Annotated in this window: 24 protein-coding genes and 1 pseudogene; 19 read left to right on the forward strand and 6 right to left on the reverse strand. The window is 53.1% G+C overall.

Going from position 1 to position 24233, the window contains the following annotated elements; genetic code table 11:
* Nucleotides 1–3: 3 nt before the first annotated feature.
* Nucleotides 4–606, reverse strand: coding sequence for a transcriptional repressor LexA (gene lexA, locus ACK3CJ_RS09910; RefSeq protein WP_409526252.1), 603 nt, complete (start codon nucleotides 604–606; stop codon nucleotides 4–6).
* Nucleotides 607–735: 129 nt separating this feature from the next.
* On the opposite strand from lexA, the gene dinG reads away from it, so the two are divergent.
* The 7 genes and pseudogenes from dinG to ACK3CJ_RS09945 all read left to right on the forward strand — a co-directional run bounded on the left by dinG (nucleotide 736) and on the right by ACK3CJ_RS09945 (nucleotide 8210).
* Nucleotides 736–2850, forward strand: coding sequence for an ATP-dependent DNA helicase DinG (gene dinG, locus ACK3CJ_RS09915; protein WP_409526253.1), 2115 nt, complete (start codon nucleotides 736–738; stop codon nucleotides 2848–2850).
* 21 nt (nucleotides 2851–2871) lie between these two features.
* Nucleotides 2872–4197, forward strand: a pseudogene (gene rhlB, locus ACK3CJ_RS09920) (ATP-dependent RNA helicase RhlB); the annotation flags it as partial.
* A 344-nt stretch (nucleotides 4198–4541) separates the two neighbouring features.
* On the forward strand, nucleotides 4542–4754 hold the full coding sequence (locus ACK3CJ_RS09925; RefSeq protein ID WP_409526254.1) for a hypothetical protein: 213 nt from the start codon (nucleotides 4542–4544) through the stop codon (nucleotides 4752–4754).
* Between the two features lie 57 nt (nucleotides 4755–4811).
* A complete protein-coding gene (locus ACK3CJ_RS09930; RefSeq protein ID WP_409526255.1) occupies nucleotides 4812–5843 on the forward strand; it encodes an NAD(P)H-dependent glycerol-3-phosphate dehydrogenase in 1032 nt (343 codons plus the stop codon).
* Nucleotides 5840–6301 (forward strand): phosphohistidine phosphatase SixA, encoded by a 462-nt coding sequence (gene sixA / locus ACK3CJ_RS09935; RefSeq protein ID WP_409526256.1) that lies wholly within the window; start codon nucleotides 5840–5842, stop codon nucleotides 6299–6301. The genes ACK3CJ_RS09930 and sixA overlap by 4 nt, the downstream gene beginning before the upstream one ends.
* Before the next feature lie 77 nt (nucleotides 6302–6378).
* A complete protein-coding gene (locus ACK3CJ_RS09940; RefSeq protein WP_409526257.1) occupies nucleotides 6379–7269 on the forward strand; it encodes an alpha/beta fold hydrolase in 891 nt (296 codons plus the stop codon).
* A 50-nt stretch (nucleotides 7270–7319) separates the two neighbouring features.
* Nucleotides 7320–8210 carry a DUF4892 domain-containing protein gene (locus ACK3CJ_RS09945; protein WP_409526258.1) on the forward strand — a complete coding sequence of 297 codons (891 nt, stop codon included), beginning with the start codon at nucleotides 7320–7322 and terminating at the stop codon, nucleotides 8208–8210.
* On the opposite strand, the gene ACK3CJ_RS09950 is transcribed toward ACK3CJ_RS09945, so the two are convergent.
* Complete coding sequence (locus ACK3CJ_RS09950) at nucleotides 8200–8769, reverse strand: Smr/MutS family protein (RefSeq protein WP_409526259.1); 570 nt, start codon at nucleotides 8767–8769, stop codon at nucleotides 8200–8202. The genes ACK3CJ_RS09945 and ACK3CJ_RS09950 overlap by 11 nt on opposite strands.
* 62 nt (nucleotides 8770–8831) lie before the next feature.
* Between ACK3CJ_RS09950 and prmB the strand changes: the two genes are divergently transcribed.
* From prmB to speE, 4 genes are all read left to right on the forward strand, one after another.
* A complete protein-coding gene (gene prmB, locus ACK3CJ_RS09955; RefSeq protein ID WP_409526260.1) occupies nucleotides 8832–9749 on the forward strand; it encodes a 50S ribosomal protein L3 N(5)-glutamine methyltransferase in 918 nt (305 codons plus the stop codon).
* A gap of 43 nt (nucleotides 9750–9792) precedes the next feature.
* Nucleotides 9793–10884 carry a chorismate synthase gene (gene aroC, locus ACK3CJ_RS09960; RefSeq protein WP_409526261.1) on the forward strand — a complete coding sequence of 364 codons (1092 nt, stop codon included), beginning with the start codon at nucleotides 9793–9795 and terminating at the stop codon, nucleotides 10882–10884.
* A 241-nt stretch (nucleotides 10885–11125) separates the two neighbouring features.
* Complete coding sequence (gene speD, locus ACK3CJ_RS09965) at nucleotides 11126–11620, forward strand: adenosylmethionine decarboxylase (protein WP_409526262.1); 495 nt, start codon at nucleotides 11126–11128, stop codon at nucleotides 11618–11620.
* Nucleotides 11604–12455, forward strand: a complete 852-nt coding sequence (gene speE / locus ACK3CJ_RS09970; RefSeq protein ID WP_409526263.1) for a polyamine aminopropyltransferase — start codon at nucleotides 11604–11606, stop codon at nucleotides 12453–12455. The genes speD and speE overlap by 17 nt, the downstream gene beginning before the upstream one ends.
* 9 nt (nucleotides 12456–12464) lie before the next feature.
* On the opposite strand, the gene ACK3CJ_RS09975 is transcribed toward speE, so the two are convergent.
* The gene (locus ACK3CJ_RS09975) at nucleotides 12465–12677 is read right to left on the reverse strand and encodes a heavy-metal-associated domain-containing protein (protein ID WP_409526264.1); all 213 of its coding nucleotides are present in this window, start codon (nucleotides 12675–12677) and stop codon (nucleotides 12465–12467) included.
* 152 nt (nucleotides 12678–12829) lie between these two features.
* Between ACK3CJ_RS09975 and ACK3CJ_RS09980 the strand changes: the two genes are divergently transcribed.
* From ACK3CJ_RS09980 to phaR, 4 genes are all read left to right on the forward strand, one after another.
* The gene (locus ACK3CJ_RS09980; RefSeq protein WP_409526265.1) at nucleotides 12830–15166 is read left to right on the forward strand and encodes a heavy metal translocating P-type ATPase; all 2337 of its coding nucleotides are present in this window, start codon (nucleotides 12830–12832) and stop codon (nucleotides 15164–15166) included.
* 5 nt (nucleotides 15167–15171) lie between these two features.
* On the forward strand, nucleotides 15172–15573 hold the full coding sequence (cueR, locus tag ACK3CJ_RS09985; protein ID WP_409526266.1) for a Cu(I)-responsive transcriptional regulator: 402 nt from the start codon (nucleotides 15172–15174) through the stop codon (nucleotides 15571–15573).
* 142 nt (nucleotides 15574–15715) lie between these two features.
* The gene (locus tag ACK3CJ_RS09990) at nucleotides 15716–15979 is read left to right on the forward strand and encodes a DUF6489 family protein (protein WP_409526267.1); all 264 of its coding nucleotides are present in this window, start codon (nucleotides 15716–15718) and stop codon (nucleotides 15977–15979) included.
* A 6-nt stretch (nucleotides 15980–15985) separates the two neighbouring features.
* Nucleotides 15986–16528, forward strand: a complete 543-nt coding sequence (gene phaR, locus ACK3CJ_RS09995) for a polyhydroxyalkanoate synthesis repressor PhaR (protein ID WP_409526268.1) — start codon at nucleotides 15986–15988, stop codon at nucleotides 16526–16528.
* Nucleotides 16529–16612: 84 nt separating this feature from the next.
* Here the strand turns inward: phaR and phaC are convergent, their stop codons facing one another.
* From phaC to ACK3CJ_RS10010, 3 genes are all read right to left on the reverse strand, one after another.
* Nucleotides 16613–17710 carry a class III poly(R)-hydroxyalkanoic acid synthase subunit PhaC gene (gene phaC / locus ACK3CJ_RS10000; RefSeq protein WP_409526269.1) on the reverse strand — a complete coding sequence of 366 codons (1098 nt, stop codon included), beginning with the start codon at nucleotides 17708–17710 and terminating at the stop codon, nucleotides 16613–16615.
* Complete coding sequence (locus ACK3CJ_RS10005; protein ID WP_409526270.1) at nucleotides 17707–18684, reverse strand: poly(R)-hydroxyalkanoic acid synthase subunit PhaE; 978 nt, start codon at nucleotides 18682–18684, stop codon at nucleotides 17707–17709. Before ACK3CJ_RS10005 ends, phaC begins: the two co-directional genes overlap by 4 nt.
* A 68-nt stretch (nucleotides 18685–18752) precedes the next feature.
* On the reverse strand, nucleotides 18753–19637 hold the full coding sequence (locus ACK3CJ_RS10010) for a LysR family transcriptional regulator (protein WP_409526271.1): 885 nt from the start codon (nucleotides 19635–19637) through the stop codon (nucleotides 18753–18755).
* 156 nt (nucleotides 19638–19793) lie between these two features.
* Between ACK3CJ_RS10010 and leuC the strand changes: the two genes are divergently transcribed.
* From leuC to asd, 4 genes are all read left to right on the forward strand, one after another.
* Nucleotides 19794–21215 carry a 3-isopropylmalate dehydratase large subunit gene (gene leuC, locus ACK3CJ_RS10015; RefSeq protein ID WP_409526272.1) on the forward strand — a complete coding sequence of 474 codons (1422 nt, stop codon included), beginning with the start codon at nucleotides 19794–19796 and terminating at the stop codon, nucleotides 21213–21215.
* Nucleotides 21216–21231: 16 nt separating this feature from the next.
* The gene (gene leuD, locus ACK3CJ_RS10020) at nucleotides 21232–21879 is read left to right on the forward strand and encodes a 3-isopropylmalate dehydratase small subunit (RefSeq protein WP_409526273.1); all 648 of its coding nucleotides are present in this window, start codon (nucleotides 21232–21234) and stop codon (nucleotides 21877–21879) included.
* A 24-nt stretch (nucleotides 21880–21903) separates the two neighbouring features.
* On the forward strand, nucleotides 21904–22989 hold the full coding sequence (gene leuB, locus ACK3CJ_RS10025) for a 3-isopropylmalate dehydrogenase (RefSeq protein ID WP_409526274.1): 1086 nt from the start codon (nucleotides 21904–21906) through the stop codon (nucleotides 22987–22989).
* Nucleotides 22990–23080: 91 nt separating this feature from the next.
* Nucleotides 23081–24196, forward strand: coding sequence for an aspartate-semialdehyde dehydrogenase (gene asd, locus ACK3CJ_RS10030; protein WP_409526275.1), 1116 nt, complete (start codon nucleotides 23081–23083; stop codon nucleotides 24194–24196).
* The last annotated feature ends 37 nt before the right edge of the window (nucleotides 24197–24233 follow it).

The following is a 24233-nucleotide window of genomic DNA, read 5'->3' on the forward strand; positions in this document are numbered from 1 at the left end:
CGGCTAACTGCCCTGACGAATAACGCCTACACCGAGTCCTTCTATCACCAGATCCTGTTCCTTCAGGTCCACTTCAATGGCGGGGAAGTCTTCATTTTCTGCGATCAGGCTGACTTTATGCCCGTTGCGTTGAAAACGTTTAACCGTCACCTCTTCGCCGATACGTGCTACGACTATCTGACCATCCTTGACATCATGTGTCTGATGTACGGCCAGCAGGTCACCGTCCAGTATGCCGACATCCTTCATGCTCATTCCACGGACACGCAGCAGATAGTTTGCCGGTGGATGAAAGAAGTCCGAAGAGATGGTGCAGTGCTGCTCGATATGCTCCTGAGCCAGTATGGGTGAACCAGCGGCTACCATGCCGACGATCGGCAGACCCAGATCCTGTTCGAACTCCGGCAACCGGATTCCGCGTGAGGTGCCCTTGATCATTTCGATGGCGCCCTTGTTGGCGAGCGCTCGAAGATGTTCTTCAGCCGCATTCGCTGACTTGAACCCCAGGTCGCGTGCGATTTCTGCTCTCGTCGGCGGATAACCGGTGGTTTCCATATGTCGCTTGATGCAGGCGAGTACTTCACTTTGGCGTTTTGTCAGTTTCATAGTCATATGTCTTTTTATACAGTCACTGCATTTTTATACAGTATTTCAGATTCGTCAAGTAAAAATCTGTTTGTATATCCAGTATTTTGTTAATATCCGCTTCAAATCAGCGCTGATGGAGTTCTGCTGTTGCTCGAAAGTGATCTCAAAAAAGAGATTCAGACCGCCTACACCCGTTTTCTCGAAAGCAGGGAATTGCGTGCCCGGCCTGCTCAGAAGCAGATGATCGGCGCTGTCGCGCGTGTGCTGGGTGCCATTCGTCAGGGAGACAAGGGCGAGCGTCTGGGTGAAAATCATGTGACCCTTGTTGAGGCTGGCACAGGTACAGGCAAAACGGTTGCCTATTTAATTGCTGCTCTTCCGATAGCGCGTCGTCGTGAACTCAAACTGGTAATCTCCACCGCGACGGTCGCGCTCCAGGAGCAGTTGATCAGCAAGGATCTGCCAGAGTTGGCACAGCACTCGGGGCTGATCTTCAGTTTTGCTCTGGCCAAAGGGCGAGGGCGATATCTGTGCCTGAACAAGGTTGAGCATTGCCTGGAGCGTCAGGAAAACCTGGGGCAGATCGCACTCTATGAGGATGAGATCGAGGAGCGCTTGCCCGAGTCTTCATTGCTGCTCTATCGCACACTGATGGAGCGCTACGCGGCAGGAGAGTGGGATGGTGATCGTGATCGCCTTGAGCTTGAGGTGGCTGATGAGCTCTGGCAACCACTGACCAGTGATCATATGCAGTGCAGTAACCGGCGCTGCAGTAATTTCAGTGTCTGCCCCTTTTATCGCTCGCGTGACAGGATGGCGGAAGCGGATCTGATTGTGGCCAACCATGATCTGGTGCTGGCTGACCTGGCGCTCGGCGGCGGCGCGATTCTGCCTGAGCCGTCTGAAACCCTCTATATTTTCGACGAGGGCCATCATCTTTCAGATAAGGCCTCCAATCATTTTGCCTACTCCATGCGCATTGGTGCCAGTCAGAAGCTGATCGGCATTCTTGAGAAAAAACTCAATCAGTTGGCTCAGGAAACAGGTTCTACTCAACTGGCCGATTATGTCGGGCGAATGCAGCAGCCGGGTGCCGATTTGTATCGTGCACTGGGTCAGTTTGAAGTATTGGCGTCTTTACTTGAGTTCAGCGACGAACGAAATCAGTCAGCCCGTTATCGTTTTCCGGGAGGTGTTTTACCGGATAGCTGGCATGCGCCGGCTCAGGAAATCGCATTCTGTTGCGACAGGGTGGGGCAACTGCTTGAGCAGATATCTGATCTTCTCAAAGAGGGAATGGAGGGGGCCAGCAGCGAGGTCGCGCGAGCCGATGCGGAGTTGTGGTATCCTCAGATTGGTGTTTTCTGGAGTCGGATACAGCATCTGGGTTGGCTGGCAGGCAGTTACGCGCGGCCAGATCCCGAGGGTTCGACTCCGGTTGCACGTTGGATTATCAGGGTCGAGGCCGGGCATGCGCAGGATTTTGAATGTCGCAGCAGCCCCGTGTCAGTGGCGGATACGTTACGAGAACATCTGTGGGAGTCGTGCTTTGGTGCGCTGGTAACATCGGCTACCCTGACTTCGCTTGGGCGTTTCGATCGTATCTGCAGCAGCCTGGGGCTGGCTGAAGATACAACATGTGAGCGACTGTTCAGCCCCTTCGATCACTACAATGCTGCCGTGCTGGAAGTGCCTCAGATGCGCACTGATCCAAGCAGAGCACAGGAACATACGGAAGAGGTGGCCGAATATCTGAATCTGGAACTGGCTCAACTGACGGCTGTGCTGGTATTGTTCAGCTCCTGGAAACAGATGCTGACAGTGCTTGATCGGCTGGATGATTCCGTGAAAAATAGCGTACTGGCTCAGGGGCAGTTGGCCAAAGGTGAGATTCTCCGGCAGCATCGCTTGCGGCTTGATGAAGGTAAACCAAGCATCATTTTTGGATTAGCCTCCTTTGCCGAAGGGGTGGATCTGCCGGGCCACTATTTAACGGATGTGATTATTGCCAAGCTGCCATTCAGCGTGCCGGATGACCCGGTGGATGCGACTATGGCAGAATGGATAGAGCAACAGGGTGGCAATCCTTTCAATGACTGGATGGTACCCGCAACGGCAATGAAACTGACCCAGGCGGTTGGTCGATTGCTGAGAACCGAAAAGGATCATGGCCGTATCGTTATACTGGATCGGCGCATCGTCAATAAACGTTATGGGCGCCAGATGTTGGATTCCCTGCCGCCTTTTCGCCGTCAATTTTAATGCTTAAGTCAGGAAGGCAATATTTTGAATTCAGAAGCTGATAACAAACCTGCAGATGCTGTAGAAAACGCAGCAGGCACTACCGGCGAGACCACCAATAACGACAGAAAACCCAGGCGCAAGCGTCGTGACAGCCGTCGCGATACGAAGAAAACCTGGTCACCACTTGAGATATCCGTTCCCGCTGTGGACGACAAAACCCGGTTTCAGGATCTTAATCTGCCGGATGAACTGATGCATGCGATCCATGATCTTGGCTTTGAATACTGCACGCCGATTCAGTCGGTCACTCTGGCGCAGGCGCTGGAAGGTAAAGACCTGATTGCCAAGGCGCAGACCGGTACAGGCAAGACCGCTGCGTTTCTGATCAGCGTGATCACCGACCTGCTCGACTACCCAATTGAAGGTAAACGTAAGCTGGCGGAACCTCGTGTTCTGATTCTGGCTCCGACCCGCGAACTTGCGCTGCAGATCGCTTCTGATGCAGAAGGGCTGATCAAATACAGCGATCTCAAAGTGGTATCGCTGGTGGGGGGTATGGATTTTGACAAACAGCGCAAAGAGCTGGCCAGTGGTCCAGTTGATCTGCTGGTGGCGACTCCCGGTCGTCTGATCGATTTTGTCAGATCCAAAGATGTTGACCTTTATAATGTTGAAGTGCTGATCCTGGATGAAGCAGACAGAATGCTCAGCATGGGATTCATCCCTGATGTCAGAACTATCATCCGCCAGACACCCCGCAAAGGACCTGAGCGTCAGACAATGCTTTACAGCGCGACCTTCTCTGACGAGATCATGAATCTGGCCCGCCAGTGGACAGTTGATCCGGTTCAGTTTGAAATGGAGTCAGTGGGCGCAACGACAGACAATATCAGCCAGAAAGTATTTCTGGTGGCGGCATCCGATAAATACCGCCTGCTGCGCAATTACCTGAACATTAATGGTGTTGATCGCGCCATCGTCTTCTGTAACCGTCGCAGTGAAACACGCAAGCTTGCCGAACGTCTGCAGCGTGATGGCCTCAAGGCATCACTGATGTCGGGCGAAATTCCCCAGCACAAGCGTGTTAAAACTCTGGATGATTTCCGTAGCGGCAGGATTCAGGTATTGGTAGCAACTGATGTCGCTGGCCGAGGTATCCATATTGATGGTGTCACCCACGTGATCAACTATCAGCTTCCTGAAGATGCCGATGATTATGTACACCGTATCGGTCGTACTGGTCGTGCTGGTGCAAGCGGCACCTCTATCTGTTTCGCCTGTGAAAACGACTCCTTCCTGATCCCCGAGATCGAAGCGGAAACCGGCGTCAAGCTGGAGTGTATCCATCCGGATGCTGAGCTGTTGAGCGACCTGCCTCAGACAATGCCTGTCGTTGAATCAGAACTTGAAACAGAGGTTGAATCAGAAGTTGAATCAGAAGTTGAATCAGAGCTTGAGTCAGAGATTGTTGAGTCCGAGCATAAACCAGTGACTGAAACAGTCACAACAGAGCTGGACAATGCTGATGTAGTGGAAGATTCAACCGAGTCGGCTAAGGCTACCGACACTACCGACACTACCGACACTACCGACACTACCGACACTACCGATGCTACCGATGCTACAAGTACAGATGAGCCTGCCGCGAAGGAAGAGGCAGTAGAGGCAGTAGATGCAGCTGAGCCAGAGAGTAAACCAGCCAATCAGTCATGAGTGATCGACACAATACCCGTCGCATCCGCAACCTGCTCGCGATTGTAATCAGTGCATTTTTTGCAGTCGTGGGGGTTGCCGGTTATCAGCGTACCAGCGATCCGATGCAGCTGATGCTGTTTCTGGCACTGGCTGTAGTCAGTCTGGTTCTGGTTATGATTGTTTTCAAAGGAATAGATAAGCTTCTGGATAGTCTTGATAAGGAGTAGCGTCATTAAATATGCCGATAGTTTTTCAACAACCTGTCAGGTCCGGAGTGGAAAGTTGTGAGTAAATCAGGCAAACCCGTCGCTGTACTGGGTGGCGGAAGCTTTGGTACGGTCATTGCCAATATGATGGCGGAAAAGGGCGTGCCGGTACAATTCTGGATGCGCGATGCCGATCGGGCCGCCGAGGTGAATAGCAGTCGTCTCAATACACGTTATATTCCCGATTATCCGTTATCTCCATCGCTGCATGCCACAGCGGATCTGGAAGAGGCGATCACTGGCGCTGAAGTGGTGTTCGTGTCGGTGCCGAGTAATGCATTTCGCAGCGTGATGCTTAAAGCAGCCCCTTTTCTGAAGCCAGAGCAGTTGCTGGTCAGCACCACCAAGGGGATAGAGGCGGGCACCTTCTGTCTGATGAGTGAAATCATCAGCGATGTCTGCCCTGAATCGGCAGTGGGCGTACTCAGTGGGCCGAATCTGGCGAAGGAGATCGCGCAGCGCCAGTTGACGGCCAGTGTGGTTGCCAGTACGGATGCTGAACTTCGCAACAGGATTCAGGAGCTGCTTGGCAGTGCATATTTTCGTGTCTATGCCAGCAGTGACACCTATGGTGTTGAGCTGGGCGGTACGCTGAAGAATATCTATGCTATCGCCGCCGGTTTGAGCGTGGCGCTTGGTATGGGAGAAAACACCAAGAGCATGCTGATTACACGCAGCCTGGCCGAAATGAGCCGTTTTGCGGTATCCATGGGCGCCAACCCCATGACCTTTCTCGGCCTTGCCGGCGTCGGTGATCTGATCGTGACCTGTACCTCTCCACTGAGCCGTAACTTCCGAGTTGGTTTTGCACTGGGTTCGGGTAAAACGCTGGATCAGGCTGTGGCTGAGCTGGGTGAGGTGGCTGAAGGGGTCAACACACTGCATCAGGTGCGAGACAAAGCACTGGAAAAAGAGATCTACATGCCGCTGGTTTCGGGTCTGTATGAAGTGGTGTTCAATGGCGCGCCCGTCACGGCTGTTGTTAAGGGCATGATGCTGAATGTTCAGAATTCTGATGTCGAGTTCGTATTGCCGAGGGGCGATGCATGAAGCTGCTGCTGATTCGTCATGGTGAGGCGATGCCCTGGTCGCCATCCGGGGATGCCGGGCGAGAGTTGTCACCCAATGGTCGGCAGGAGGTGATCAGTATTCGGGAGCAGATACCGGAGCTATTGAGCAGCGTGTCACAGGTGCTGCATAGTCCCTATGTCAGGGCTGTGCAGACGGTAGATCTGTTGGCAGAGGGACTTCAGGTACCGTCAGTTGCGCTGGATGCTCTGGTTCCCGAGTCTACACCTATTCTGGCCTGTCAGGCGCTGGAGGCATATACAGCCAATTCATCCCTGTTGATTGTGACTCACCAGCCGTTGATCGGATGTTGGGTCAACTGGCTTTGTGAAGGCACGAATGCACAGCTATCCTGGGCGACGGCCCAACTGGCTGTTATCGAGGCAGACTGGCCAGCTGGTAATCTGGGGCAGCTGTTGGCCAGTCACTACCCGGCCTGATATTGATCATTTTCCATCCGATGGCGGTTGCACCTGTGTTGTCTATGCTAGAGTGAGCAGAGTCAGGGAGATGCTTTATGTTGCGGGAAGAGCTACTTGAAGGACTACTTGAAGGGCTGCGGGACGAGCTGCGGTTTGAAGTACAAGGACAGGAGATGGCTGCGATCGCCTGGGGACCGGCTGATGGCAAGCCTGTGCTGGCTTTGCACGGCTGGCTGGATAATGCCGAAACCTTTTACCAGTTGGCACCGCGCCTCAAGGGCGTGAGGTTGATTGCCCTGGATATGATGGGGCATGGCCTGACATCTCATCGTCCCAGCAGTATGCCCTATTACATCTGGGATAATGTTTCTGATCTGTTGACCATTGCGGATGAGCTGGAGCTTGATCAGATTCACCTGCTGGGCCACTCGATGGGCGCTGCAGTCTCCTCTCTGGCGGCAGGCACCTTTCCGGATAGGGTGTCCAGTCTGGTGTTGCTTGAGGGGCTTGCCCCTCTGGTTTACAGTGCCGAGGAGTTGCCAGAGAAAATGGCAGATGCACTGCGCAAGCGTACGCGGCTGCGGCATCGCTCACCGCGTTTCTACAACACAATGCAGGAAGCGGTTACTGCGCGAATCAATGGTCGCTTTCCGGTGCCGGAAGAGGCTGCAGTTCGACTTGTCGGACGTGCCATCATCAAAACAGAGCAGGGGTATCACTGGCGAACGGATGCCAGTGTGACATTACCATCCGTGGTCAGGCTGACAGAGCAGCAGGTCCGTGCCTTTCTGGAGCGTATTCGATGTCCATCACTCCTGTGTCTGGCAGAGCAGGGAATCTATCCTGAGTTGACCAAAACGCTTGCTACCTGCGTACAAGGTATCGAGAGTGACCTGTTCCCCGGATCTCACCATTTTCATCTTGAGCCGGAACCAGTGGTATCTCTGGCGGATCGTATAAACAGGTTCTATCTTTCAATAGGGTAGGCAACATTCTGTCGTGTCATGATGACGCTGGCCGGCAAACAGGAGTATGCATGCAAAGATATATCATGAGAGCTCTGCAGATCACCGTAACCCTGCTGCTTATCAACCCGCTGGGTGCTGTCGTGCAGGCGTCGCTGCCGGAATGGTTAAAACCTGTGCCACTTTCAACATTGATTGACCGCAAAGAGGCGTATTCGGAAGATTATGTTTTTCCACTATCACAGATCTCTCGTATTCAAGGCCTTGTGCGCATGGAGAATGAGCTGCGTGTGAGCGGTAATCTTACACGTCATACCTATGAGCTGCTCGGTGGATATACCCCTGAGCAGGGGTTCAGCATGATCAGAGAGCAGTTACTTGAGAACAATGCTGAAATACTCTTTGAATGTAATTCGAGAAACTGTGGCGCCAGCAATCTCTGGGCAAATGATGTGTTCGGTTATGCAACGCTCTATGGTGCTGACAGAACCCAGTCCTATCTGGCTGCGAGTCATCCAGATGCACATATTGCCCTTTATACAATTCGCAGAGGGAATGGGCGTGTCTACATGCAGTTGGATGTCGTGTATAGAGATCCAGTGGAAGCGGGCGGCTTAGTCGAGGGAGCGGCCGGGGATGTGGGGCTGGAGTGGAGTGAGTTACTGTATGAGCGAGGCTATGCCGAGCTGACCGACTGGCCTGGGCAGGACACAGTTGCGATCAGAGCCTTGCAGAACCTGCTGGAAGCGGATGTCGATCTTAATTTGAGGCTAGTGGTCCATCTGGCCGGCATGGATGTTGAGCAGTCGCTGGCTGATGCGCAGGCATTGGCAATGCAGATTCGCGATCAGGTATTACAGGGTAGTGCTCAGTCAGACCGGCTTCAGGCTTATGGCGTCGGGGCTCTTGCGCCATCCGTGCTGGCGGGGCGGGATCGGGTGCTGGTGGTGATCAGCTACTAGCCAGCAACACGTATACAGCACCTGTGCCGCCATCTTTGGGTTGTGCTGAGCTGAAGGCCAGCACGCCGGGCAATTGGCGCAGCCAGTCATTGACTGACGACTTCAGTCGTGCTGGTTGACCAGGTTGGCTGTAAGCTTTGCCATGAACGATCAGAACGCATCTGGCGTTATCCCGGCGGGCGGATCGAATAAAACGACTGATCTGGTCACGTGCTTCTTCAACTGAGTAACCATGCAGATCCAGGCCTTGTTCCCAGGGGATATGGCCCTTGCGCAGTCGCTTAAGCTGGCGAAGCTGGACGCCCGGCACGGCAAACAGCAGATCATCTTCCGACTCCACGATCTCGGCGGCTTCTGAAGAGAGGCCGTCGATGAACCGCTCCGGCTCGACCGCTGCGGCTTCACGCCGGTAGTTGAGGCTGGGGTCGCGGTTGAGCTCCTTGCGGGATCGATGGCGTGTCAGATCGGCGCGATCATGTTGGATCGGCTTGACATCACCGACCGCCTTGGCAAAGTCGATATCCTCGTTGTTGCTTGGTACTTCCGGGTCATCAATCATGGCATTCAGGGTGTTATTTCTTTAAGATTGGCGCAACTTAATTTCAGTTTATCAGGCAATTGATGAAGATAGATCAGGCATCCGTTTGCGATGAGTTACATACCCTGCGCGATTATATCCGCTGGGCCCTCAGTGCATTCCATGAACATGAGATTTTTTACGGTCACGGCACTGACAATGCCTGGGATGAAGCCGTGCAGCTGGTATTCAATGCTGTACATCTGCCCTGGGACAGTCATCGCGAGCTGCTGGATGCGCGACTGACCATGACCGAAAAGCGGCGTATACTACACTATCTTCGCCAGCGCGTCGTGGATCGCAAGCCTTTACCCTACATTACCGGCGAAGCCTGGTTCATGGGGTTGCCATTTCATGTCGATGAGCGAGTGATCATACCTCGTTCACCAACTGCCGAGTTGATCAGCAGTGAGTTTTCGCCTTGGCTTTCAGATACGCCGGTTGAGCATATTCTGGATCTCTGTACCGGTAGTGGCTGCATCGGTATTGCCAGCGCACTGGTGTTCGAGGAAGCGGAAGTGGATCTGGTTGATATTTCGGCCGATGCTCTTGAAGTGGCCGAAATCAACATAGCCCGGCATGCGTTGCAGGACAGGGTAACGGCGATCCAGAGTGATCTGTTTAACGAACTGTCTGGTCGGCGGTATAATCTGATCATCAGCAACCCGCCCTATGTCGATGCGAATGACCTCGCGACCATGCCAGCTGAGTACCGGCATGAGCCTGAGCTTGCGCTGGGATCCGGGGAAGATGGGCTGGATATTACCCGTCGCATTCTGCGTGAGGCTGCCGACTACCTGACAGAGGATGGCCTTCTGGTGGTCGAGGTCGGAAACAGTGAAACACATATGATGGAACAGTTTCCTCAAATCCCGCTGATCTGGGTTGAGCTGGAGCAGGGGGGTAATGGCGTGTTTGTCATCACAGCCGCTGAACTGCGTCAGCATGCAAAACAAATTTAAGACTGGCTGTCTTGTCAGTATCGTTTGAAAACAGGATTCAACTATGTCCGGTAACAGCATCGGAAAACTATTTGTGGTCACCAGCTTTGGTGAGAGTCATGGTCCGGCAATCGGATGTATTGTTGATGGTTGCCCACCGGGTATTGAGATCAGCGAAGCCGATCTGCAGGTTGATCTGGATCGGCGCAAGCCAGGCACATCGCGCCACACCACGCAACGACGTGAAGCGGATGAGGTGAAAATACTGTCGGGGGTGTTCGAGGGCCGTACCACCGGAACACCGATCGGCATGATCATCGAAAATACGGATCAACGCTCGAAAGACTATTCCGATATCCAGGATAGCTTCAGACCTGCTCATGCGGATTATGTCTACAACCATAAATATGGTTTTCGTGATTATCGCGGTGGTGGACGTTCATCTGCCCGTGAAACTGCCATGCGAGTGGCTGCAGGGGCACTGGCAAAGAAGGTGCTGGCTGCTCAGGGTGTTGAGATACGCGGCTTTTTGTCACAATTGGGCCCTATTGTCATAGATCAGGACCGTTTCAACTGGGATGAAGTGGGCAGCAACCCTTTCTTCTCACCGGATGCTCAGGCCGCAGAGGCGATGGCTGAATATATGGATCAGCTGCGTAAAGAGGGCAACTCTGTCGGGGCGCGTATCTCGGTGGTGGCCTCTGGTGTGCCGGTCGGACTCGGTGAGCCGGTCTTTGATCGCCTGGATGCAGACCTTGCGCATGCACTGATGAGCATTAATGCGGTCAAAGGTGTAGAGATAGGTGATGGCTTTGCCGCTGTTAGCCAGAAGGGGACGGAACATCGTGATGAGATGACACCAGACGGCTTTCTGTCCAACCATGCCGGAGGCATTCTGGGTGGAATTTCAACCGGTCAGGAAATAGTAGCGCATATCGCTCTTAAACCAACATCTAGTATCCGCTTGCCCGGTCGCAGTATAAACTCGAAGGGTGAAGCTGTGGATCTGATCACCAAAGGCAGGCACGATCCCTGTGTTGGCATACGCGCCACGCCAATCGCCGAAGCGATGATGGCGATTGTGTTGCTTGATCATCTGCTCAGAAACAGAGGGCAGAATGCCGGTGTCAGATCGGATCTCCCGATTTTAAGGTAATGTTTTGATTCAAAGGGATTTGGAGAGTACGAATCAGTGATTTTTTATGCCATTTTGTGAGGGAATACCAGTATATAACTTGTATTTGTTACATAAGACTGTATAAAGGTCACTGATTTTGTATCGACCCAATTGGTCAGTATTCAGCAGACATTCAGCTTTTTGCGAATCTCAGTTACTGACAGGTTGGAATTTTCTTTAGGATGCGCACACAACAGCGCGCTTGTCTGGAGCAGTCACCATGCAAGAAGCTATTGGCGTAATGTCCGAAGCTCAAGAAACCCTGACCACCCCGGTCGCCCGCTGGCCAGCTTATAAAAAGGATGAAGGTGAGCAGCGTCTGGATTTTTTCATCGAGCGTGACGGCCAGCGTTATGCTGGCACTCATCTGATTATTGATCTGAAGGGTGCTTCGCATCTGGATAATCTGGAAGTGATGGAAAATGCGCTCAGAGATGCTGTAGTGGCAGCCAAGGCGACACTGCTGCATATTCATCTGCACCATTTTACACCTAATGGTGGTATCTCCGGTGTGGCTGTTCTCGCTGAGTCTCATATCAGTGTGCATACCTGGCCAGAGCGTAATTACGCTGCATTCGATGTATTCATGTGCGGCGACGCAGAGCCTGCCAATACGCTACCGGTTCTGGAAGCGGCCTTCTCTCCGGCAGAGGTTCTGGTCAGTGAGATCCTGCGTGGAACAGTATCGGTCGAGAGTGATGACTCAGTACGTTGAACAACTCTATTCCGGTTATGCTCAGCAGTTCTCGGTTGATGAGGTGCTGTTCGAGATGGATACCGGACATCAGCAACTGCTGATTTTCCGCAATCGTCATTTTGGTCGTGTCATGGCGCTCGATGGTATTATTCAAACCACCGAGCGTGATGAGTTTATTTACCATGAAATGATGGTGCATGTGCCGATGCTCGCTCATGGCGATGCTAAGCGTGTGTTGATCATCGGTGGTGGCGATGGCGGAATCCTGCGTGAAGTGTTGCGGCATCAATCGGTTGAGCAGGTGACGCAAGTGGAGATAGATCAGGCGGTGATTGATCTGTGTCGTCTGCATCTGCCTGAGCATTCCCAAGGGGTTTTTGATGATCTCCGCGCGCGCATTGTGATCGCCGACGGTATCGATTTTGTGGCTCGGTGCAACGAGCGTTTCGATATCATCATCTCCGACTGTACCGATCCAGTCGGGCCGGGTGAGGTGCTGTTCAGCAGTGAGTTTTATGCTGGTTGCAAACGCTGCCTCAATCCCGGAGGTGTTTTTGTTGCACAAAATGGTGTGCCTTTCATGCAGCTGGATGAATTGAAAACCACCCGCAGGCGCCTGAGCCCTTACTTTGCTGACCAGACTTTCTACTGCGCCGCCGTACCAACCTATATCGGTGGTGTGATGGCATTTGCCTGGGCGAGTGATAATGCTGAATTACGCCTACTTCCCTTGCCTGTGCTGCAGCAGCGATTCAGCCAAAGTGATATCAGCACACGCTACTACACCCCGGCGTTACACCAGGGTGCTTTTGCACTACCGCGCTACCTGGAAGATGCGCTTGCATCTTTCTGACTAGAGCAGCTATTGCTCAGTCTTGCTGATACCTGTGACCTCAAAACCAGCTTCCTCGATCGCATGCGATATGGCGGCTGCATCACTCAAGCCCGCTATGCTGACTTTGCCACTACTCAGATCGATATCCACCACGGCTTCGTTGCTCAACTCCTGAACGGCTTGAGTGATTGCTTTGACGCAGTGCCCGCAACTCATTCCACTTACATTGACTTCCAGCATGATGGTTTCTCCTGTCAGATTTGAACTTGTACCATGCTAAAGCTTCCTATGATGGTAAGGTCAAGGAAAAAATCAGTGGCTCCAATTGCTTGACCTTGACATGATGGGAAGGTTTATAACATCCAGATGAGTCAATATTTCAGGGATATAGCATGAACATCAATACCGAATATTCATCAGGAGACAAGGGCGCTGATCTGGATATAGCGATAGAGGGTATGACCTGTGCATCTTGCGTCGGCCGGGTTGAAAGGGTCCTGCTTAAGGTACCGTCAATTGAGGCGGTGAACGTGAATCTGGCAACGGCGCGTGCTCATATCAAGAGTTCTGACAGAAAGCTGGATATTCAGTCGGTGCTGGATGCTGTGCAAAAAGCGGGTTACGAAGCGCACCTGATTACTGAAGAGAGCCGTGAGCAGGACAACACGGCCGAGCGGCAGGAGCAGGAGCAGTCGCGACTGCATCGCAATACACTGCTGGCGGCTGCTCTTACGTTGCCGATCTTCATATTGGACATGGGAGGGCATCTGATCCCGGCTTTCTATCACTGGTTGCATGGGATGATGGGGCAGCAGAATCTGTTTTATCTGTTATTCGTGCTGGCCAGTCTGGTGCAGTTTGGTCCGGGGCTGCAGTTTTATATCAAAGGCTGGCCCGCATTGCTGCGTGCGGCCCCCGATATGAACTCGCTGGTGATGCTCGGTACCACGGCTGCTTATGGCTATTCGGTAGTGGCGACGTTCCTCCCTGAGCTGCTGCCTGCGGGTGCTGTGCATGTCTATTTTGAAGCCTCTGCGGTTATTATCACCCTGATCCTGCTGGGGCGTTTTCTGGAAGCCAAGGCGCGCGGCAGGACCAGTCAGGCGATCAGTCGTCTACTCAGCATGCAGGCCAGAACGGCCCGAGTGGTGCGCCAGGATCAGGAGCTTGAACTTCCGGTTGAGCGACTGCAATTGGGCGATATCATCAGAGTCCGGCCGGGCGAAAAGATAGCCGTTGATGGTGAGCTGGTAGACGGTCACTCCTATGTTGATGAAGCGATGATCTCCGGTGAGCCGGTGCCTGTTGCCAAGCAGGTGGGCGATGAGGTGATCGGTGGCACCATCAACAAGACCGGCAGCTTCACCTTCAAGGCGACACGCATAGGTCGCGATACGCTGCTGGCGCAGATCGTACGCATGGTGGAGGAGGCGCAGTCAGACAAGTTGCCGATTCAGGCGCTGGTCGATAAGGTGACTCTTTATTTTGTACCTGCCGTTATGGCGGCAGCACTTGTGACTTTTCTGGTCTGGTTGATCTTCGGACCTGAGCCTGCTCTGCCGCTGGCGCTGGTCAATGCGGTGGCTGTTCTGATTATCGCCTGCCCCTGTGCGATGGGGTTGGCCACGCCAACATCCATCATGGTGGGTACCGGCAAGGCAGCTGAGCTGGGTATTCTGTTCCGACGTGGCGAGGCGTTGCAGTCTTTACGTGATGCCAGAGTGATCGCTCTGGATAAGACCGGCACCCTGACCAAGGGACATCCTGAGCTGACTGATCTTGTGGTGTTGCCGGGCTTTGATGAGCGGCAGGTGCTGGCATCTGTAGCCAGCGTGGAGTCCTCGTCCGAACATCCCATCGCTGAGGCCATTGTGGAAGAAGCCCGCGCTCGTGGTCTGGAACTGATGAATGTGTCGGCTTTTGATGCTCAGCCCGGGTTTGGTGTGCTGGCAGATGTGTCAGGGCAGCGTATAGCCGTGGGGGCGGATCGTCTGATGCACAAGTTGGGATTGGATACGCAGCCCTTCGAAGAGGTGGCTATGCGTCTGGCGAGTGAGGGGAAAACCCCCTTGTATGCTGCTGTAGATGGAGAGCTTGCAGCCATCGTGGCTGTTGCGGACCCCATCAAGGAAAGTACACCGGAGGCTATCCGAGCCTTGCAGGCGCAGGGGTTCGATGTAGTGATGATCACGGGTGATAACCGACGCACTGCAAAGGCAATTGCCGATTCGTTGGGTATCACTCATGTGGTGGCCGAAGTGTTGCCGGATGGCAAGGTCGACGCGATTAAAGAATTGCAGTCGGGCGGGCAGCGCGTGGCGTTTGTCGGTGACGGCATCAATGATGCTCCAGCACTGGCACAGGCAGATATCGGTATCGCCATCGGTACCGGAACTGATATTGCGATGGAGTCGGCTGAGGTGGTTCTGATGTCGGGCGATCTGCGCAATGTTCCGAATGCCATTGGGCTTTCGCATGCAACGTTGAATAATATCCGTCAGAATCTGTTCTGGGCATTTGCCTACAACACCAGTCTGATTCCTGTTGCGGCAGGGGTGCTTTATCCTGCCTTTGGCCTGTTGCTGTCGCCGGTATTTGCTGCGATGGCGATGGCCGCATCCAGTGTCTGTGTGCTGGCTAATGCCCTGCGTTTACGACGTTTTCGTGCACAGATGTCTGCAGATATTTCGCGCTCATCGACTGAAGAGCGCCTGGCAGAAGTGAGGTAATCAATATGATGAATATCGGAGAGGCGGCCAGCGCTTCCGGCGTATCTGCCAAAATGGTTCGCTATTATGAAAGCATCGGTTTGCTGCAGCAGGTGCGGCGAAGTGATAACGGCTATCGCCTCTATTCAGGTGATAATGTTCAAACGCTGATCTTTATCCGCCGCGCAAGACGGCTGGGTTTTTCTGTACCTCAGATCGAGCGTCTGGTGCAACTGTGGCAGAACCCTGAGCGCACCAGTGCAGATGTCAGGGCGGTGGCTCAGCATCATATCCAGGAGCTGCAGGATAAGATTCAGGAACTGGAGATGATGAAACAGCTGCTGGAAGGGATGATCAGCCGGTGTCATGGTGATGATCAACCGGAGTGCCCGATACTGGAGGATCTTTCTCGGCATGATGCAACATGACGCGCCATGATTCGTAACAGGGCCTGTTGCTATCATGTTGTCATAACTCCCCATACATCTGGAAAAAGCGCAGCAACTGGAACAATAGAGCTGGTTTAAGGTATGCTTGAGAAAAGCAGGATAACCAACAGGCGGGTCCGATATGAAGTTCAAGATCGATATAGAGATGACACCGGATGAGCTGCGAGAGAGTCTGGGGCTGCCGGACGTGACGGGCCTGCATGAGGAGATGATCACTCAGATTCGTGAACGTATGCAGGCAGGTGCAGAGGGCTACGATCCTCTGACATTATTCAAGCCTTTCATGGCGACCGGTCTGGGCTCAATGGAAGGTTTTCAGAAGATGATGATGGGTATGCTGAGCCAGTATGGTCGCTCAGGCTCCACATCCGACAGCAAGGATTAATTTCTGATGAGTGTAAAGCCTAAGGAGTCTGATGTGCGGATTCTTCGTAAGTACACCAACCGCCGTTTGTATGATACGTCACGTAGCTGCTATGTCACTCTGGAGGATGTGAAAGTTCTGGTGTTGAAGGGTGAAGCCTTTCAGGTTCAGGATTCCAAGACCGGAAATGATCTGACCCGAAATATACTGATGCAGATTATCAGCGAGCAGGAAGCCGAAGGTCATGGCACCCTCCTGACTAATCAGGTACTGCAACAGCTGATACGCTTCTATGGCGACAGCATGCAGGGGATGATGAGTCAGTATCTGGAGCAAAGTATTGCTGCTTTCCTTGAGCATCAGGATCGAATTCGTGATCAGATGCAGAACATGATCGGCGCTACGAACCCACTGACGATGATGAATCGTCTGGCGGATCAGAACCTGGCCGTGTGGAACATGTTTGCACCCATGGGTAAAGATGGTGCTGGAGATAAGACTGCCTCGGGTACTACGGCGCAAGGGCGCGACAAGCAGGACGATGCAGAGCCTGCTACGAAACAGAAGTAAGGGTATGTAAGCGGCAGTCGCGCTACGTGAAAGCGCTACGTGAAAGCGCTATAAAAAAGCCCCGTGAGAATCCCGCCGGACGATTCAGCTTCGGCGAGGTGCTCTTTTGCGTTTCGGGCTGTCGCGTTCTATCAACCACTGTGCCACTGTGCCGGGCACGATCTTCTGTGCTGACCCACTGACAAACAGACCGATATGTCCGGCCTTGACCTCCAGTTCCTGATAATCCCCGCTTTGTGTCAGCCCCTTGAGTGCCTTGGATGACGAGGGGGGAACAAGGTGATCCTGAGAGCCATAGATATTCAGCAATGGCTGCGTAATCGCCTGGAGCTTGACTGGATGGCTTCCGATGCACACCTCACCCTTGATCAGCAGGTTCTGCTGAAAGAAATCCTTGATAAATTGCCTGAACGCTTCACCCGCCTGATCTGGGCTGTCATAGATCCACTTCTCCATGCGCAGAAAATTCAACGCAGATTCACGATTCTCCAACTGGCGGGGCATGCCGAGATTTTTCTGCATACTCAGTCGCATCGGCATCAGCGAGTTATAGCTGTCGTTCAATAGTTCGCCGGGGATATTGCCATAGGTATCGACAGCCAGATCTGCATCAACATGGCGTGACAGATTGCTCAGGGTAAAGTCTTCGGTGCCAAAGTCGACAGGTGTTACGACCGTGATCAGATTGCGAATCTTTTCAGGATGCAGTGCGCTATAGCACAGGCTGAAGGTGCCGCCCTGACAGATACCGAGCAGGTTGACCTGTTCACTTCCTGCATGATGGCAAACCTGCTCGACACAAGCATCCATATAGCCATTGATGTAATCATCCAGATCCAGATAACGGTCCGCTGGGTCTGGATAACCCCAGTCGATCAGATAGACAGGTATGCCCAGCTCAAGCAGTCTCAGCAGCAGCGAGCGATCCGGTTGCAGGTCGATCATATAAGGGCGATTGACCAGGGCATAGCAGATCAGCAGGGGTGTCTTGCAGCTTGGCTTGCCGATAGGGGCGTAGTAATTCAGCCTCATCTTGTCTTCGCGGTAGATCTCGACGCAGGGTGTCTGGCCGGTGTCGATCTCATGAATCTTGTTCAGTGTGATATAGCTGTCGATCAGGCGGCGGTTAAACGTCGTCAGCTCATCTGCCACCTTGAGTGGATCAAGCTTGAGTCCGCTCATGAGGTTTTACCCCGCTCGGTCGGTTGGCGTGTATTTACCTTGCGCAGCTCTTGTACCTCTTGGCGGAGTTGAACAACCTCATCGCGAAGAGCTGCCAGTTCGATTAGTTCTTTTCTGACCTGCTTCATCTGCTTGCGCATCTGATGCTGACGCTCCAGAGCCGTATTCAATCCCTGTCGCGTTGCAAGGCCTACAGCGTCGAACTGAACATCACGTTGATCCTGCATGAATTTTCGCAGTTGCATCACGGCATTGCTGATGCGGCCGTGAGCACGCTGATACTTATCCGTAGCGATCGCCTTGGCATACACCGATTCATAACAGTTGACCCAGAGAAGGTGCAGCTCGTGAAGAGTACTGACATCGCTTTCGCTCTGGTTAACCTCATGCATCATCTGCTCGAGTGCTTCGGTATTGATGCGGCTGTAATGCTGGCTGTAATCAGACAGCGCATGCTGATACTCAAGCAACAATGAAACACCCTTTTTCATTGCTGCTTGTTGTTGGTGAGAAGTACCGACGACCGGGTTTTCCAGCAGACTTTTCAAACCATTGACAAAGGGGTTATCAAACAGCAGGTCATCTTGAAAACTGTGAGTTCTGAGCAGACTGCCCAGCTGTTCCGGTAGCTGCCAGCGTTGCACCAGCCACTCATTGGTCAGGCGTCTGATATGGTCATGGAACTGTGTGAAGAAAGGCGCCAGACTGAATTCAGCACTTTTTTCATTGAGACTGGCCAGCAATTGTTCTGCAAAACGTGTGAACTCACTCGATTGTCGAGTCAGTAATGAGAGTACCTCCGCCTGCTGCTGCGGTAACTGATTCCATCCCTGTGACTGCAGTTTTTGCAGCAGGGTTTGCCAGTCTGCGTCACCTTCTGGATCGGCTTTCCGGTCTGGGTCATCAGTTGCAGCTGCAACATCGGCTGGACGATTGAGCCAGCGTCGCATCAGCTCAAGCAGGTCATTGTCCACAATACTCTCCAAAGATTCTGATCTGTTGATCTTAATATACCCCGAACGGGTTGACTATCGGTCATTGGTTATTGGTTATTGGAACAGCGTTGCTGTTGCAGCAGGCTGACCATCTCTCTGGCCGCATTAGACAGCGTACGATCTCGGTGATGAATAAAACCGAGATCTCGGTAGACCGGAGCTGATTGCACATCCAGGCAGACTAGTTCCTCGTCTATCATGGTTTCCGGCAGCAGGCTCCAGCCCAGACCGATGCGCACCATCATGCGAAGAGTGTCCAGATAATTGGTGCTCATGCCTGTCTGAGGCTCCAGGCCATGTTCGGCCAGTTGTTGGCGCACCAGCGTATGGGTAAAAGTGCTGCTGCGTGGCAGGATGGCAGGGTGGCAATTGAGTTGCTGCAGTGAAATTGCTGCGCTATTGGCCAGAGGGTGTTGTGATGAAACTACATACTGCAGCCTGTCCTTCCAGATTACCTCGGCGCATATCCGCTCATCATGGTGAGGGGACAGGGTGATCAGTGCCAGCTCCAGATCACCGCGCAGCACGCTTTCGTAGGCCAGCTCTGACTCATCAAACTTCAAATCAAGCTCAACTTCCGGGTAGCGCTGAATATAGTCTTTCAGTATCGGAGGCAGGCGGTGCAGGCTGATATGGTGGCTGGCGGCTACGGATAGTTTACCACTGACTCTGCCGGAGAGGTTGCTGACCAGCCGCTGGGCATCTTCAAGTGATTGCAGAATCTCACGCGCCTTGGGTAATAGCTGTATGCCTGCTTCGGTCAGTGACACATGGCGCCCAATGCGGTCAAACAATCTGCAGCTGAGCTGACTTTCGAGCTGGGCCACTCGCTTGCTGATGGCTGACTGAGTCAGAAAAAGTCGATTCGCTGCTTCCGAAAAGGAGTGGCAGTCGGCAACAGAAACAAATGCGGTCAGCGTGGCGCTATCCATGCTTGGAGGCTCCTGAAAATAGGATCTGAGTCAGTAGGGTACACGAATTCCAATTTGGAATGAATATAATAAAAATTATGAATTTGTGTATTGGTAGCGGCTGAACTAGGATAAGTCACCTGTTAATGAAAAAAATAGTTTCCCGGGAGAGAAGCAATGGCCGGCAAGACACTTTACGACAAGTTATGGGAGTCCCATCTCGTGCGTGCCAATGAAGATGGCAGCGCGCTGATTTACATTGATCGGCACCTCTTGCATGAGGTGACATCACCTCAGGCATTTGAAGGGCTGCGTCTTGCGGGTCGTAAACCCTGGCGTCTGGATACCAATCTGGCAACACCTGACCACAACGTGCCGACTACGGACCGCTCTTCCGGAGTGGAAGGCATCATCGACCCTGTCTCACGGATCCAGGTGAAGACGCTGGACGATAATTGTGACTCCTTTGGCATCGTCGAGTTCAAGATGAACGATCTGCGTCAGGGGATCGTGCATGTCGTTGGCCCGGAGCAGGGTGCGACTCTTCCGGGTATGACAGTCGTGTGCGGTGATTCTCATACGGCAACGCATGGTGCTTTCGGTGCGCTGGCGCACGGTATCGGTACTTCGGAAGTCGAACATGTGCTGGCCACGCAGTGCCTGATCACGAAAAAAATGAAAAACATGCTGGTGCGTGTCGATGGCAAGCTCGGTGTCGGCGTCACGGCGAAGGATGTTGTGCTGCATGTGATCGGTGTGATCGGGACGGCGGGTGGAACGGGTTGTGCCATTGAGTTTGGTGGCGAAGTGATCCGCAACCTGTCAATGGAAGGTCGCATGACCATCTGTAATATGGCGATTGAAGCCGGTGCACGTGTGGGTTTGGTTGCGGTTGATCAGATTACTATTGATTACGTTAAGGGCCGCCCCTATTCGCCAACAGCTGAGCAATGGGAGCAAGCGGTTGCGAACTGGCAGACGCTGGTATCGGATGAAGATGCCCATTTTGATCAGGTGGTTGTGATCAGGGGTGAAGATATCGATCCACAGGTGACCTGGGGTACCTCACCTGAAATGGTGGTGGGTGTCGGTGGCCAGGTGCCAGACCCGCTGCAGGCAGATGATGCTGGCAAACGTGAAGGGATCGAGCGTGCGCTTAAATATATGGGGCTGCAGCCTAATCAGTCTATCCAGAGCATCAGTCTGGATCGTGTCTTTATCGGTTCCTGCACCAACTCGCGCATTGAAGATCTTCGCGAAGCAGCGGCGGTGGTAAAAGGTCGCAAGGTGGCATCCAGCGTCAAACAGGCGATGGTGGTGCCGGGTTCTGGTCTGGTCAAGGCTCAGGCCGAAGCGGAAGGGCTGGATAAGGTGTTTATCGAAGCGGGGTTGGAGTGGCGTGAGCCCGGTTGTTCCATGTGTCTGGCGATGAATCCGGACAAGCTGGAACCTGGTGAACACTGCGCATCCACATCCAACCGCAACTTTGAAGGTCGACAGGGCTTTGGTGGGCGTACCCATCTGGTGAGCCCCGCGATGGCGGCTGCGGCTGCGATTGCTGGCCACTTTGTTGATGTGCGTGAATTTGCAGCCCAGTAAGGCGGAGGAGAAACAGATGAGAAAATTTACAGAGCATCAGGGTATTGTGGCTCCTCTTGATCGTGCCAATGTCGATACCGATATGATCATCCCCAAGCAGTTCTTGAAGTCGATCAAGCGTTCCGGCTTTGGCCCCAACCTGTTTGACGAGTTGCGCTATCTGGATGAGGGTCAACCTGATCAGGACAGCAGTAAACGTCCTCTGAATCCGGACTTTGTCCTTAACAAATCGCGTTATAAAGGCTGCAGCATTCTGTTGGCGCGTCGTAATTTTGGTTGCGGCTCCAGTCGAGAGCATGCACCCTGGGCGCTGGAAGATTTCGGTATCCGGGCCGTGATTGCACCGAGTTTTGCCGATATCTTTTACAACAACTGCTTCAAGAATGGTCTGTTGCCGATTGTGCTGGATGAAGCCAGTGTTGATCAGTTGTTTGCTGAAGTGGAGGCAAACGAGGGATATCAACTGACGATCGACCTGCCCGGTCAGGCGGTTGTAAAAGCTGATGGCACGCGCTTGCCGTTTGAGGTGGATGAGTTCCGTAAGCACTGTCTGTTGAATGGTCTGGATGATATTGGCCTGACACTGCAGTTTGCAGATGATATCAGCATCTATGAACAGCGTCGCAGGCAGGAAGCTCCCTGGCTTTTTGCACAGAACAGTTAAATAACATCTTAAGGTCTGAAACTGATGTCAAAAAATATTCTGATCCTTCCCGGCGATGGTATTGGCCCGGAGATAGTCAACGAAGCACGCCGTGTGCTGGAACTGGTTAATGAACAGCATGGTCTGGAGTTGAATCTCAGCGAAGCGCGAGTGGGTGGTGCTGCCATCGATGCTACTGGTGTGCCTCTGCCTGATGAGACGCTGCAGGCGGCAAAAGATGCTGATGCTATTCTGCTGGGAGCGGTAGGTGGTCCGAAATGGGATACGATTCCCGATTTCCAGATTCGCCCTGAAAAAGGTTTGCTTGGTATCAGGTCGGCACTGGGCTTGTTCGGCAACCTGCGCCCGGCGATTCTCTATCCGCAGCTGGCGCATGCCTCAACACTCAAGCCCGAGGTGGTGTCCGGTCTGGATATCCTGATCGTGCGTGAGCTGACCGGTGGCATCTATTTTGGCCAGCCGCGTGGCTATCGCACTAAAGAGGGTGGCATACGCGAAGGCTACAACACCTACGTTTATGATGAAAACGAGATTCGTCGCATCGGGCGGGTCGCGTTTGAAGCAGCTCGTGCCCGTAATGGCAGACTCTGCTCCGTAGACAAGGCCAATGTGCTGGAAGTGACGGTGCTCTGGCGTGAGGTGATGAATGAGCTGTCTGCCGAGTATCCGGATGTCGAGCTGAGCCATATGTACGTTGATAATGCGGCGATGCAGCTGGTGCGTGCACCCAAGCAGTTTGATGTCATTGTGACCGGTAATATGTTTGGTGACATTCTGTCGGATGCAGCGGCGATGCTGACCGGTTCAATCGGTATGCTGCCTTCGGCGTCATTGGATGTGAATAACAAGGGAATGTATGAGCCATGTCATGGTTCTGCGCCCGATATCGCAGGAAAGGGTATCGCGAACCCGTTGGCAACGATCCTCTCAGCCGCTATGATGTTACGTTACTCTTTGAATAATGGCGAAGTGGCAGACAGAATCGAGCTGGCTGTCAGTAAGGTGCTGGATCAGGGGTTGCGTACCGCAGATATCATGTCTGAGGGGATGCAGCAGGTCAGTACTTCTGTCATGGGGGACGCAGTCATAGACGCGCTGCGTAACCGCTGAGAGGCTGAGCATCGCTGCATGAGCGTTTGAGAGCGTCATGCAGCAGAGCAGGCCTCAGAAGTTTTGCAATCTAATTGATATGGGGGCACGAATGAGACGTGTAGGGTTTGTAGGCTGGCGTGGTATGGTCGGCTCAGTACTGATGCAGAGGATGTTGGAAGAGGGCGATTTCGAGCATATTGCGGAACCGATTTTCTTCACGACCTCGCAGGCGGGTGCGTCCGGCCCCGATATCGGTAAGGAAACCCCTCCGCTGAAAGATGCTCGCAATATTGATGAGTTGAAACAGATGGATGCGATCATCTCCTGTCAGGGCGGTGATTACACCAACGAGGTATATGACAAGCTGCGTGCATCCGGATGGAATGGCTACTGGATTGATGCGGCCTCTTCTCTGCGCATGGCAGATGACAGCATCATCATTCTGGATCCAGTCAATCTTGATGTCATTCGTGACGGCCTGAGCAAGGGTGTGAAAACCTATGTTGGTGGCAACTGTACCGTTTCGCTGATGTTGATGGCGCTGGGTGGTCTGTTCAAGGCTGATCTGGTTGAGTGGGTCAGTTCCATGACCTACCAGGCTGCATCGGGTGCCGGTGCGCAGAATATGCGTGAGTTGATCAGCCAGATGGGTGCGATCAATGAGGCTGTGAAGCCCGAGCTTGAAAATCTGGCTTCTGCGATTCTGGATATCGATCGCAAAGTGGCTGAAGCGATGCGCAGTGGCGATTTCCCGGCTGATAAGTTTGGTGTTCCTCTGGCAGGCTCCTTGATCCCCTGGATCGATAAGGCTGTAGAGGATGGGCAGAGTAAAGAGGAGTGGAAGGGTTTTGTCGAAACCAACAAAATTCTCGGCCACACCTCAAACCCTGTACCGATTGATGGTACTTGCGTTCGTATCGGTGCGATGCGCTGCCACAGTCAGGCATTCACTATCAAGCTCAAACGCGATCTGCCGTTGAGCGAGATCGAAGCGCTGATTGCCGGTGCCAATGACTGGGTCAAAGTGATTCCGAATGAGCGTGAGATCACCATGGCTGAACTGTCGCCCACCAAGGTGACCGGTACGCTCAGTGTGCCAGTTGGCCGTCTGCGTAAAATGAAAATGGGGCCTGAGTATCTCAACGCGTTCAGCGTTGGCGATCAGTTGCTCTGGGGTGCGGCTGAGCCGTTGCGCAGGATGCTGCGTATCTTGTTGCAAGGCTGATCAAGCCCGCTCACAATTGTGTTAGAATACAGCCCGG

The organism is Nitrincola salilacus, assembly GCF_046271865.1.
GTDB lineage: Bacteria > Pseudomonadota > Gammaproteobacteria > Pseudomonadales > Balneatricaceae > Nitrincola > Nitrincola salilacus.